Below are 13253 nucleotides of genomic sequence, written 5' to 3' on the forward strand. Positions count from 1 at the left end.
TCATCGAATCAGGAGTGGAGAAAGAGCAGTGCGCAAGAGAACGGGTATACCGCCCGCGCCTGAGTCAGGAAGACGGCCTGTGGGCCGCGGGCTTCCTCCCCTCGCCTTGGGAGTGGCCGGCATCCTGGCCGTGGAGACGGTCTTCATGGCCGGAGCCGCGAGCAGTGCGGTGTCGTCGGCCCCGGCGCGGGCCGCGTCCGCGGCCCCGGCGCGGAACGCCACCCAGGCCGCCGACCTCGCGTCGGCCGGGCTGACCGCACGGCTGTCGGGGAAGCCGGTGGAGGCGCTGTCGGAGCGTACGGAGTCAACGACCACGTGGGTGAACCCCGACGGGACGGCCACGATGACGGCCTCCTCGGGCCCGGTCCGGTTCCGCGACCGGGCCACGGGCCAGTGGCGCGACGTCGACGTCGCTCTGGTGAAGCGTGGCGGGACGATCGGGGCCAAGGGGCACCCGTACGGCCTGTCGCTCGGGGGCCGGACACCCTCCGCACAGGCGGCGAAGGTCCGCGCGTCCGGCGCCGCGGGCAAGCCGGGGACCACCGCGGTCCCGCTCGTCACCCTCGATGCCGGCAAGGGCCGGCAGGTGGGCCTTTCCTGGCGCGGGGTCCTGCCCGAACCGCAGCTGAAGGGCACGCATGCACGCTACGTGGACGCGCTGCCCGCGACGGACCTGGTCATCGAGGCCACCCGGACCGGTTTCGAACAGTACCTGGAGCTGAAGGACCGCTCCGCGGTCGCCGCGAACGGCACGGTCACGCTGACCCTGAACGCCAAGGGCGTCAAGGCCCGCGCCAACGCCGACCGGTCTGTGACCTTCCTGGACGCCAAGTCCGGCAAGCAGGTCGGTGTGCTCCCGGCACCGGTCATGTGGGACGCGAGCGTCGATCCCAAGTCGGGGGAGCACTCCCGCCGGGCCGACGTGGGCCTGAAGCTCGCGCAGCGCGGCGGGGTGATCGACATCACCCTCACCCCGGACGCGAAGTTCCTGGCCGACCCGGCCACGAAGTTCCCGGTCACCGTGGACCCGGCGGTGAACGTCGCCGCGATGTGGGACACGTTCGTGCAGCAGGGCACGACCACGGACATGTCGGCCTCGACCGAACTGCGCCTGGGCAACAACGGCTCCGGACAGGTGGCCCGTTCGTTCCTGCAGTTCCCGATGGCGCAGATCGCGGGCAAGCAGATCCTGGACGCGAAGCTGAACCTGTGGAACCACTTCTCCGCCTCCTGCGCGCCCGCCTCCTGGGAGGTGTGGGACACCCCGCACGCCACGGAGGCCAGCCGGTGGACGGCGCAGCCGAACTGGACCGCCAAGTGGGCCACTTCCACGGCCACGAAGGGCTTCTCCACCTCCTGCGGTGACGGCTGGGTCTCCCAGGACGTCAAGAACCTCGCCGTCGCCTGGGCCGCCAACGGCAACACGAGCAACACCATGGGCATCCGGGCCACGACCGAGTCCGACCCGAAGTCCTGGAAGCGGTTCAACTCCGGCAACGCGGCCGCCAACACCCCCCACATCACGGTCACTTACAACACGCCCCCGGTGGGCGGGAACCCTATGAAGGCCGGCCCGGGCCGTGCCCACGGCGGCAAGAACTGGGTGACCACCACCACCCCCGACCTGTCCTACACCGCGAGCGACGCCGAGACGCCGTTCCTGCGGACCAAGTGGGAGGTGTGGGAGGGCACCACCAACCTGGAGGTGTACGACAGCGGCACCCAGGACCTGGTCGAGAACCGCACGGTCTCCCACCAGGTGCCCGCCGGCAAGCTCGTCAACGGCCGCACCTACTGGTACAAGGGCCGCGTCAACGACGGCTCCTACTGGTCGAACTGGACGCCGACGGTGTACTTCACCGTCGACACGACCAAGCCGGCCGCGGCCTCCGTCTCCTCCGGGGACTTCCCCACCGGCACGTGGTCGGGCACTCCGGACGCTGGCGGCGGCTACTCCGGCCAGTTCACCTTCACCCCTCCCGCCGCAGACGCGGCAGCGGTGGAGTACAGGCTCGACGGCGACCCCCTGTGGCAGTCCGCCGCCACCACCGGAGCCGCGGTGACCAAGACCCTCAGCTTCGCCGAGGGCAAGCACACCGTCACCGCCCGGACCGTGGACCCGGCGGGCAACGTCTCCGCCCCGAGCACGTACGTCTTCTACGCCGGCTCCGGAGCCGCCCTGCTGTCCCCGGACCAGGGCGAGCGCCCGGCCCGGCGGACCACCCTGGCCGCCGAGGGCAAGTCCTCGTACACCGGAGTGACGTACCAGTACCGCCGAGGCGAGACCGACCCGTGGAAGAACGTGCCCGTCGCAGGCGTGCGCAAGGCGTCCGACGGGTCCGCCGTCGCCGCGTGGCCCCTGGCCAGCCCGCAGGGCCGCCCCGCGCAACTGACCTGGAACATCACCGACACCTTCGCCGAGGACGGACCCATCGACGTCCGGGCCGTCTTCAGCGACGGCACGGCCACCGACGCGTCGGCGCCCCACACGGTCACGGTCGACCGGCAGGCGGGCTCCGCGCCCACCGCCGACATCGGCCCCGGCTCCGCCAACCTCCTCACGGGTGACTACACCCTCGACTCCACCGACGTGAGCATCCTGGGACTGACGGTCAGCCGGAGCGCGGCCTCGCGCAGCGGCGGCACCCCCGACGCCGAGGGCCAGGTGCCGATCTTCGGTCCGCAGTGGCGCTCCGGTACGGTCGCCGCGCTCACCAAGTCCGACTGGTCGCACCTGCGCAAGACGTCCGCCACCTCGGTGGCCGTCGTCGACATCACCGGCGGGGAGATCGGGTTCACGGCCGCGGCGGGCGGCACCTGGAAGCCCGAGCCCGGCGCCGAGAGTGCGACCCTGACCGGCTCCTTGACCGGGACGTTCACCCTGCGCAACACCGACGGCGTCACCACCGCCTTCACCAAGGTCGACCCGGCCATGGACGTGTGGAACGCCTCCGCCAGCGCGCTGCCGACCGAAGGCTCCACCACCAAGGTGGTCGCCGAGAAGGTCATGGTGAACGGCGAGGCACTGGCCCGCCCGCGGTGGGTCGTCACCCCCACCCCGGCCGTGGGCACGGCCGCCTGCGAGGCCGCGCCCTCCACCCGCGGCTGCCGCGTCCTCGAGTACGTGTACGCGGGCGACACCACCGCCACCGCGACGGCGTTCGGCGACTACGCGGGCCGCGTCAAGGAGATCCGGATCTGGGTCACCAGCCCCGGCGCGACCGAGTCCACCCCCTCCAGCGTGGCCCGGTACGCGTACGACGACCAGGGGCGGCTGCGCGAGGGCTGGGACCCCCGCATCAGCCCCGCCCTGAAGAACGCCTACACCTACGACGCGGCGGGCCGCGTCACCACCCTCACCCCCGCCGGGGAGCTGCCCTGGACCTTCACCTACGGGAAGGCCGGCAACGCGGTCACCGCAGGCGAAGGCATGCTCCTGAAAGTATCCCGCCCGACCCTCAAGCAGGGTGAGACGGCGCAGACCGACGGCGAGGCCGCGACCACCGTCGTCTACGACGTACCAGTCTCCGGCACCGGCGCCCCGCGGGCCCTCGGGGCCCAGGACGCGGCCGCCTGGGGCCAGACGGCCCTGCCGTCCGACGCGACCGCCGTCTTCCCGCCCGGCTCCGTCCCCGCGGGCAACGACGGCCGCACCCTCGCCGCCGGCGCCTACGGCCGGGCGACCGTCACCTACATCGACCCCTCGGGCCGCGAGGTCAACCGCGCCGTCCCCGGCGGCGGCCTGAGCACCATTGAGTACGACCGGTACGGCAACGTCGTCCGGGAACTGACGGCCGGCGCCCGGGAACTGGCCCTGGGAGCCACCCAGGCCCGCCAGAACGAGCTGAAGGGGCTCGGCATCGCCGACCGCACCCCTGCGGACCGCGCACTGCTGCTGTCCACGGTCAGCGTCTACAGCGAGGACGGCCAGCGGGAGACGGACATCTACCGTCCGCTGCGGCGGGTGACCCTGGAGAGCGACCTGCCGGCGGCGGGGGACAGGCCCGCCCTGCCCGCCCGCTCCGTCGTCGCGGCCCGTTCCCACACCCGCAACGCCTACGACCAGAACCGTCCTGCGGACAGCCCGGTCTCCGGCCGCGTGACGACCCTCGTCACGGGTGCCGCCGTCGAGGGCTACCCCCAGGACGCGGACCGCCGCACCGTCACCCAGACCTACGACTGGAACAGCGGTCAGCAGACCCGGACGGTGAAGGACCCCGGCGGCCGGAACATCACCGAGCGCAAGGAGTACGACTCCCTCGGACGGCTGGTCGAGAAGATCTCGCCGAAGTCGAGCGGATCGGACGCCGGCACCGAGCTCACCACGTACTGGTCGGCCACCGGCACCGGCGCCTGCCACGGCCGCCCCGAATGGGCCGGTCTGCCCTGCCGCACCGAGCCCGCAGCCGACATCACCGGGGGCGCCGGCAACCCGCAGACCCAGCCCGGCCGCACCATGGAGTACGACCGCTGGGGCACCGTGGAACGCGTGGTCGAGACCTCCGGCAGCCACACCCGCACCACGGTGACCACCGGCGACGACGCGGGACGGGCCGTGAAGTCTACCGTGACCGGCGGCGACGCCGCCGCGATCGAGGACACCACGCTCACCTACAGCCCGGAGAACGGCAAGGTCGTCCGCAGCACCACCGGCACCGCCTCCATCGAGAGGACCTACGACAAGCTGGGCCGCCTGGTGTCCTACGACGACGGCGCGGGCAACGTCACCACCACCCAGTACGACGCGCTGGACCGGCCGGTCAAGACCACCGACTCCGCCCCGTCCACCGTCACGTACCAGTACGACGCGGCCACCGAGCCGAGCGGGGCGGCCACCTCGATCACCGACTCCGAGGCCGGCACCTTCACACCCGCCTACGACACCGACGGCAACCTCGTCTCCGAGCAGCTGCCCGGCGGCCTGACGCTGTCCCTCACCCGAGACTCCGGAGGCGACCCGGTCGGCCGCACCTACCGGCGCTCCTCCGACGGCGCACTGGTCCTGTCCGACACCGCGGAATTCAACATCCACGACCAGATCGTCCGCAGCACCGTCACCACCGGCGGCAGCCGGGACCGCCGCTACGACTACGACGGGGCGGGATCCCTGGTCCGCGTCGACGACACGGCCGCGGACCAGGTCTGCACGCGTCGCGCCTACGGGTTCGACGCCAACTCCAACCGGACCTCGCTCGCCGTGTCCACGAGCGCCCCCGAGGCGCCCTGCACGGATAGCGCAGCCGCCTCAACGGCGTACGCGTACGACAGTGCCGACCGGCTCATCTCGGCCGGCACCGCCTACGACGCCTTCGGACGCACCACCGGCACCGGGGGCACCCAGTACGGCTACTTCGCCAACGACATGGTGCGCACCCAGACCGTCGGCGACCGCCGTCAGACCTGGACCCTGGACGCTACGGGCCGACTCGGGTCCACGGTCACCGAGAGCAAGGACGGCCAGGGCGCCTGGAACGCCACCGGCAGCCGGACCAACCACTACGGCGGCGATTCCGACAGCCCCTCCTGGGTGCTGGAGACCGCCTCACCGCGCGAGGTGAGCCGGTTCGTCAAGACCGGCGAAGGCAACCTCGGTGCGATCACCAGGACCGGTGGGGAGACCTGGCTCCAGCTCACCGACCTGCACGGGGACATCGCCGTGCAGTTCCCGCTCGCGGCCGACCAGGCACCCCAGGTGCTCACCTCCGACGAGTACGGCAACACCGCCGGCACGCCCGCGCGATACGCCTGGCTGGGATCCAAGCAGCGCTCCGCCGAGACCGCGGACGGCACCGTCCTGATGGGCGTACGCCTGTACTCCCCGGTCACCGGACGGTTCCTGAGCCAAGACCCCGTCCCCGGCGGAAGCTGCAACGCCTACGACTACGTCTGCGGCGACCCGGTCAGCCGCAGCGACACCACCGGCACCAGGTCGGCCTCGTGCCGCACCCACAGCCGCAGCTACAAGGTGTACGAGGGCGGAGTGCCGATCCAGATCGGCACCGTGGGGATGCGCGTGGAGGTCTGCGTGGACAGGTCCCACGGCATCACCTGGTCCCAGGGCGTCAGCTGGGGCGACGAGACGGGAACGGCCTCCGGGCTCGGATGGACGCTCGCCCTGCACGGGGCCTACCGCAACGCGAACCGCTACGGCTGGACGCAGTGGAAGGCCAACGGCAAGGGCCAGGTCTGCTTCCTGAAGTACCTGCCCGTCTGCGGCTTCCAGGAGCGCTTCGAGGTGAGGTTCGACTACTACACCTCGGCCTGGTTCGGCGGGGCACCCGCCCGCAACACGCCGCTCTGGAACGCCAAGTGCACCAACCGACAGTGCGGGTTCCGATTCAAGCGGTAGCCGGTCACGGCCGGATGGCCTGAGCGCACGACCGAGGGGCCGGACGACCGCAGCAGTCGTCCGGCCCCTTCCTGCACGGCCCGCCCGTCCCGCCGGCCTCAGGGCACCGGGGAAGGCACCGGGGAAGCCCCCCGGCGCAGGTCGGTGCTGGTGTGTCCGGTCCACCGGCGGATGGCCCGCCGCATCGAGCGGACATCGGCGTAGCCGCCCTGCTCCGCGACCGAGTCGAGCGTCAGGTCGGTGGTGCGGAGCATCCGCAGGACGCGGGTGCGGCGCGCCGCCTCCAGCTCCGAGCTCCACGTCGTCCCGGAGGTCTCCAGCCGCCGCTGGAGGGTCCGGGTGCTCATCGCCATGCGCTGCGCGACCGTGCGCAGGACGGGGTCACCCGGGCCCTCCGCCGCGAGGGCGAGCCGGAACTCGTCGATCCAGCCGTACAAGGGGACGGCCTGGCCCAGCGAGCGCTCGGCATGGGTCCGCAGCACGGCCGACAGGCCGGGCTGGGCATGCGGGGAAGGAACCCGCAGCTCGGCGGAGCGGAAGGTGATCGAGCTGATCGGCACGCCGAACTCGACGGCCCTGGTCCCGTACAGCTCGGCCAGCGCTCCGTGGCTGCGGGGTGCCTCGGCCGCGAGTGCGACGTGCACGGGGACGACGGGCCGCCGCATCGCCTCCCCGAGCCGCTGCTGGAGGAGGCCGAGGCCGAACGCGCGGATGGCGGACGCAGTCTCGTACGTGAGCTCCGAGGCGTTCGCATGGCGGAGGGTGACGTACTCTCCGTCCTCGGTCACCAGGAGCCGCTCGGTGCCCGCGTCCCCGACGGCGGCGACGTACTGCGCGGCGTCGCGGATCCCCTGGAGCGGCGTCGGGGCAGACGTGAGGAGGTAGTCCCAGACGCCGAAGGCGCCCAGCTCCGCCCGCCGGGCCATCAGCAGGGCCACCTCCGTCCACGGGGCCCGCGTGGTGAGGAGCTCCCAGATACGGATGTTGGTCGCGGACGGTGTGCGGAAGCGGTCGCCCTCAAGGTGCTCCGGGGCCATGCCGAGCAGGCCCTCGAACTGCTCTCCGGGCACGCCGAGGAGTCGCGCGACGGCGGCGTTGTGCCGCGTGAACGCGGACGGCGTCGTACCGGGGAGCACGGGTTGCGGGGCGGCGGAGCACTCCGGAGCGGCGGGCCGGGGACCGCAGACCTCCTGGGAATGCCGGTCCTGACGAACCGTCGGATCCCCGTCCGGCCCGTGCCCGTGCTCTTGCGTCATGACCGTCCTCGTCGGGTGGCGTTCGGGGTGACTCCCGGCCGTGCCGGGAGCGGCACGCACCTGACGAGGGACGGAGTGCGTCCCCCGCCCCGCGGACGGCAGACCGCACTCCCGAACGCACGGTCCGGTCCCCCCAGCTCGATTCGTGCTCGCGCCATGGTAGATCGACAGACACTGTGACTCGATCACGCCCGGTCGACAAGCGCGGGCAGCTGCCGGAACACCGCCCCCGGACCGCGGTGCACCGCCCGCCCCGCCCGCCCCACCCCCATCTGAGCATGCTGCGCGTCGGGGCCAACCGGAGGATTTCGCCGGGGAGTTGCGTCGCCGGCCCCGCAGCGCACCGCGGCGCCCGTCGCCGCCGGGCGTATGGTCCCGCCTGGATCGCTCCGCGGCGAAGAGGCCCGCGTACCGACAGCCCGCCTGGACTGCTGGCGGGCCTGACGAAGGTGATCTGGGTGCGGCCCTTGAGGCACTTGCGTTCCAGCGCGGTGATCCTCCCCAACCGTCGGGGCCCGGTACCGGACCGGGCGGGGGTCTCGCCCACGGCAGCACCGTCCCGCGGGCTGTGCACGGGCCGGCACGGGGAGCTCCCGGGCATGCAGGAGCCCCGCCCTGCATGCGGAGCGCGGTGGGCTCGTGGGGTCGGGGCCCGAGGCGCGTGGCGGGGCCCGGCCGGGCCACGGATCGAGCCCCTGCAACTGCGCAGTCGGCCCCACCAGCGGCTCGGCGTCCCCACGCGACCCGTACGTCGACAACGACACCCGCAGTGCGGTGATCTCCTCTCCCCGCGGGTTCACGGCCACGCCGGCTGCCGGTGGAACCCTCTCCCGTTACGGTCCGGCCGACGCGGACGGCGAGGGGAGCGAGGCCAGTTCGCCCAGGACCCGGGCCGCCGGCGCGGGGTCGACCAGCCACTTTGAAGGCCGGCCAGCGCAAGTGACCGCGCTGTTGCTCCCTCGCCGGGAGCCCGTACGCGCGCATCTGCTCGTAGGCGAGCAGCGCCCGGGTCACCGAGCTCCAGCAGCCCGTCCTGTGCACCCAGTCCCGCTCGGGGGCCGACGTGACTGTTTTGCCGTGACCCGCAAAAGTGGGGGCCTTGTGGTTTTGCAGGTGGACTTTCATGTTCTGGTCTTGTGGGTTCGGGTTGACTCGTGAGTACGGCGGACGGGCCACTCGCAGCACTGGCGGGCCCGTCTTGGTGTGCGTGCCTGGGAACGTGTCCCAGCGGGGGTGCATCCGTCGGTGAGGCCGGCTGGCGCAGGCAGCCTCACCCGACCCGTGTGTCCAGCTCTACAGGAGCGTCCTGTTCCCACCGGCACGGTCGGGGCGGGGACGCTCTTCAGTAACGCCATCGACGACGAAGACCGCGCACAGATCTACACCGTCCTCATGCGGCACCTCCACAACGACACAGCGGGTGACCTGGCCGAGGGGCCCGAGTGGGGGAACTACACGCGGATCGTCGCACCCGGCGACCTCACCGAGGACGGGGCCCCCGACGTGGTGGCCCTGGACCAGTACGGCAGGCTCTACCTCCACGTCGGCGTGAAGGGCTTCAGGGAGCCGAAGCTGGCACCCAGGGCCCAGGTCGGTACCGGCTGGGGCATTTACGACCGGCTGGTGAGCGGCGGCGACCACACCGGTGACGGACGCCCCGACCTGCTCGCCCGCGACTACCGCGACGGCAAGCTGTACGTGTACCGCGGCACGGGCTCGGCAAAGGCCCCGTTCGCCCCCCGTGCCTTGATCGGCGCGGGCTGGAACGCCTACCTGCACCTGGCATCGCCCGGCGACCTCACCGGAGACGGACGCGCCGACCTCGTCGCCGTCGACAGCCCCGGCAACGTCTACCGCTACACGGCGACCGGCCGCACCGGGGGCGCCCTCCTCGCACCCCGATCCAAGATCGGCACCGGCTGGAAGTCACTGGACAAGGTGTCATGAGGACTGCGTCCCTCCGCCCCGCCCATGCTCTGGTCCCCACCTGACAGGTGTCGAGCCTGACGGGGGACGCAGTGTGCAGATTGCTGCCCCGACCGCCGTTGCGTCTGGTGAGCAGTGGCCCGAAGGGTGTTGGCTGGCTGGCCTGACGGGGGCTGAGGTTTCGGTGACTGCCGTGCCGGCTGAGGCTGGCGACAGCAGGCGAGTGCCTGATTCAGCCGCTTCGCTCCCGCCTGATCCCCAGGCGCCCCCAGCCAACCCGGCTTGAGCCCTGTGGCGGGATGGCGGTCGACGGTACCCCGAAACACGACTTGTCGGTCCCCGCCTGCCAGAAGGACCACGTCTTCGCCAGCTCAACGGCCCACTCCGCCGACTGGTCCGGGAAACCGCAGGCCGGGGCGCCGAGCCGAGTGCCTGCGTCATCGACGCACAGAGCGTCGAGACCTCCGCCAACCGGCCGGACCGCGACGCCATCGACATCCCCCGCACCTCCGGGACGTTCGCTGCGCCACCCAGAACAGGGAGCCCTTCACCTGACCTTCGGCAGGCCCTCCATGGACACCCTTGCCGTCCAGATCAGCGGAGAGCCGGGCAAGCCCTTCACCGCGCCCGTGGACCTCGCGACCGCGGCGACGGACCGCACCGGAGCAGCCCCGAGGCCGGCCCGACCCGCAACGCCCACATCGGCCTCGGCTACACCTCCAACGGCCGCCGAGGACCTCAAGGGCGGGCTGCTCTGCGAGGTCGGGCCAGCAGGGTACGGCACGCGATCCTGCCCGCCCACGGGGCAAGACTGCGGCAGCACCGTGCCCGCCCCACACTGACTGGAGCGCGGCGACCGCGCCGCGCCTGCGATGGAAGGGCACTCGGCGGGCGGTGCGATCAGCAGCTGCGGGGCGGTCGCAACGCAAACCTCCGGTAGCGGCCGGTGCTGGCGTTCCAGCGGTCGGCCGGACCGCGCGTCGTGACAGGCCCTCCGTTCCCGCATATCGGCCCTGAGAGAGGTCGCTCGGCGTCACGGTGTGCGTGTAGCGCGGGTCTGCTACGGGACGGCCGAACACGGCGCGGTGGTGTGCAGGCCCTGGTACGGCGGCGGAGCGCTGCGAGCTTGCGGTGCGGACAGCCGCCCGCCGGCGCAGCCTGTTCCCGAGGTGTCAAGTGCGGTTGCGGTTGCGGTGAGGTGTCGGGCAGGCTGGTTACATGACGGATTCCCCTCGCACGACCCGGGTGGTCCTGGCTCCGGACGAGGCCGCGGAGCTGGACCGCCTCGTCGCGGCCGTGGCCATGCACGCCGAGGCCCTGGAGCAGGCCCGTACCGCGCTAGGGAGGGCCGCGGGGCGGATCGCGGCCCGCTACGACCGGGGCGGACCGGCCGCGGTTGCGGCGAGGGCCGGCTGGTCCCGCCAGCACGTCTCCACGCTCGCCGCCGCCCACCGCGCCCAGACCGGGAACGGCAGCGAGGTGGCGGCATGAGCACGGCCCCCGAGCACCCCTCCGGACCGTCCGGGCCTCAGCCTCCGGCCACGGCGGAGGAACTGCGTGCGGCCCTCGCCCGGCTCGCGCCGGACGCCCTGCCCACCTTCGACTCCGAACGCGCCACCGCCATCGCCCGCGCCCGCGAGCAGGTCAGCTCCGCGCCGATGCGCCGTTTCCTGCGTCAGTGGGCCCTCTACGTCGCTCTCGAACGCCACCCCGACCAGGCCGCGCGCCTGCGCACCTTGGAGGCCCAGGCCGCTCGCGCCACCACGCCGGCGGAAGCGGCGGCGATCACGGCGGAGATGGGGCACATCCTGGACAAGGCCGCGGCCGAAGCCGGCATCCCGCTCGGCGGGGCCCGGTGACCGGCTGGCGCTGGGAGTACGACCCCAACGCCGACGAAGTCATCAAGGGCCTGCCCGCCCACGTCACGGCCGAAGTCGAACGCCTCGCGGACGAACTCGTCGCCCTCGCCGACGTCGGCGTCGACATCACCGACATCGGCGAAGGCGGCCGCAAGGGCATTCCCGGAGGGCTGCGCCGTATCCCCCTTCTGGACGACGGCTGGTTCTACGCCCTTCCGTTGCCCCGGATGAAGCTTGTTGCGATCATCCGGATCATCCCGCCCTATGCCGATTTCTGAGGTGAGGTACTGCAGGGTGACTGCGGTCTCGGAAGGAGGGCCTGCAGCAGAGGCCCTTGCCCCGTGAGCCCTAGGCCTTGGCACCGGCGGCGAGGTCGCCTCCGCGCGGGACGTAGGCGTAGCCGAGGTGGACGGTGCTCATGTCGGGGGCGTTCTTGTGCACCCACCAGTACTGGCGGGGCTCGTTCACGTCGCCGAGCACCTCACACGCCTGGACGTCGGGGGCCCCTGCGACGGGTTCGCACCCTGCCTCCTGCGCGGCGACCGAGGACACGTCCGCCGTGCCCGCCCCGTTGCCGTCGAGCGGCTTGGTGGAGTACGTGTACAGCACGGTGCCCTTGAGGCGCCCGGACTCCAGAGGCGGCGACCCGTACCAGGGGCCATCAGGATGGGCGACCGCGTCCTGCATCACGAGTCGCACCGCTTCGTCGGCTTCACCGGCACCGGCAGGTGTACCAACGAGGGTGTAACCAGCGGCCAGCACGATGGAAGCCGCGACGGCGGCGGTGCGGCTGAGCCGTGTTGAAGTGGTAAGAACGCCCTTTTGGAGAGCGGCGGCTCCAGCCCGGTGCCGGAGCCGCCGTCACGTGAGCGAGAGGGTCCCACGGAATCGGCTCCCTGATGCGACAGGGTGCTGATCACCGCCTTGGGACCCGCCCGCCGTCAATCTGCGTTAAAGGCGCGTCCTATCGGACGTCCACGAAGTCCCCGATGGAGGCCGCGGGCGGCGTGGTGCTGGTCCCTGCAAACTGCCAGCGCCAGGTGCCGTCCTTGGAAGCGGTGACGGTCGTCTTGAGGTCGCCGGTGCTGTTCGACGTGACGGTCTTCACCGTGGTGTAAGCGGTGGAGTTGCGGGCGCGGAACTGCAGGTTGACCTTCTGACCGGAGTAACCGCGGTTGGTGTGCGTCTCCCAGTTCGCCCGGGTGAGCTTTCCGGTGATCGTGAGCGGCTTCCCGGCGGTGACAGGTTCGGGTCCCGCGTTGACGGTGAGCTGCGATGCGCGCTGCAGGTAGGTCGTGGCCGCCACATCGACGCCGTGGTGGTCGCCGTCCCTGCCGCGGGCGACTGCGGTGAGGTACCAGGGTCCTGCCTCGGCGTTGTGGAACCACCCCTTGTCCACCTCGAACTCGTGCACGCAGTCCGACGTGGTGGTGGAAATGGGCTCGCAGGAGCGGCGGCCGGAGGCGGCAAGTCCGGACGTCGGGTCGCCTCTCGGCCCCCGGTAGAGGACAGCGTCCACGTAGTCGATCCCGGCGGCGTCGTAAGCCTTCACGTGCACCTTGAACGAGACGGCGCCTGCGGCCGACCCCACGATGATGGGCTTGCCGTAGTTGACCCTGGCGGAGAGCACTTTGCTGTCGCCCTGCCGGGTGTCGGCTGCAGCAGGGAGCGCAACTGCGCCCACGGTCAGCAGAGCGGCAGAGCAGACGGCGAAATAGGTACGCCCGGGCATGGTCCCCCCACGGGATGCATCAGGAAAGCAGTCGATTCGAACGCGAGAGCCGCGACGAAGGTCCCGAGCATCTAACCACTGCTGATCAGGGACGCTGCATGGGGGTGGCCGGGGGTCAGCCAGGTGACCGG

General features: G+C 71.9%; 8 protein-coding genes and 1 pseudogene. 6 read left to right on the forward strand and 3 right to left on the reverse strand.

Annotated features, from left to right (window positions below):
* The first annotated feature begins 112 nt into the window (after positions 1 to 112).
* Positions 113 to 6349, forward strand: coding sequence for a DNRLRE domain-containing protein (locus tag ACZ7JZ_RS19245; RefSeq protein ID WP_470940613.1), 6237 nt, complete (start codon positions 113 to 115; stop codon positions 6347 to 6349).
* 98 nt (positions 6350 to 6447) lie between these two features.
* Here the strand turns inward: ACZ7JZ_RS19245 and ACZ7JZ_RS19250 are convergent, their stop codons facing one another.
* A complete protein-coding gene (locus tag ACZ7JZ_RS19250; protein ID WP_470940616.1) occupies positions 6448 to 7605 on the reverse strand; it encodes an AraC family transcriptional regulator ligand-binding domain-containing protein in 1158 nt (385 codons plus the stop codon).
* Between the two features lie 1281 nt (positions 7606 to 8886).
* Here ACZ7JZ_RS19250 and ACZ7JZ_RS19255 point away from each other — a divergent pair.
* From ACZ7JZ_RS19255 to ACZ7JZ_RS19275, 5 genes and pseudogenes are all read left to right on the forward strand, one after another.
* Positions 8887 to 9552, forward strand: coding sequence for an FG-GAP repeat domain-containing protein (locus ACZ7JZ_RS19255; protein ID WP_470940619.1), 666 nt, complete (start codon positions 8887 to 8889; stop codon positions 9550 to 9552).
* Positions 9553 to 9898: 346 nt separating this feature from the next.
* Positions 9899 to 10009: pseudogene (locus tag ACZ7JZ_RS19260) on the forward strand (IS5 family transposase); the annotation flags it as partial.
* Between the two features lie 740 nt (positions 10010 to 10749).
* Entirely contained in the window at positions 10750 to 11022 is a 273-nt protein-coding gene (locus ACZ7JZ_RS19265) for a hypothetical protein (RefSeq protein WP_470940622.1), read from the forward strand.
* The gene (locus ACZ7JZ_RS19270; RefSeq protein ID WP_470940625.1) at positions 11019 to 11390 is read left to right on the forward strand and encodes a DUF6247 family protein; all 372 of its coding nucleotides are present in this window, start codon (positions 11019 to 11021) and stop codon (positions 11388 to 11390) included. Before ACZ7JZ_RS19265 ends, ACZ7JZ_RS19270 begins: the two co-directional genes overlap by 4 nt.
* A complete protein-coding gene (locus ACZ7JZ_RS19275; protein ID WP_470940628.1) occupies positions 11387 to 11668 on the forward strand; it encodes a hypothetical protein in 282 nt (93 codons plus the stop codon). Before ACZ7JZ_RS19270 ends, ACZ7JZ_RS19275 begins: the two co-directional genes overlap by 4 nt.
* Positions 11669 to 11738: 70 nt before the next feature.
* Here ACZ7JZ_RS19275 and ACZ7JZ_RS19280 read toward each other — a convergent pair whose 3' ends face one another.
* Both ACZ7JZ_RS19280 and ACZ7JZ_RS19285 read right to left on the reverse strand, forming a co-directional pair.
* The gene (locus tag ACZ7JZ_RS19280) at positions 11739 to 12080 is read right to left on the reverse strand and encodes a hypothetical protein (RefSeq protein ID WP_470940631.1); all 342 of its coding nucleotides are present in this window, start codon (positions 12078 to 12080) and stop codon (positions 11739 to 11741) included.
* 274 nt (positions 12081 to 12354) lie between these two features.
* Positions 12355 to 13122 carry a calcium-binding protein gene (locus tag ACZ7JZ_RS19285; protein ID WP_470940634.1) on the reverse strand — a complete coding sequence of 256 codons (768 nt, stop codon included), beginning with the start codon at positions 13120 to 13122 and terminating at the stop codon, positions 12355 to 12357.
* Positions 13123 to 13253: the final 131 nt, after the last annotated feature.

This window comes from Streptomyces sp. NPDC038213 (genome assembly GCF_055600495.1).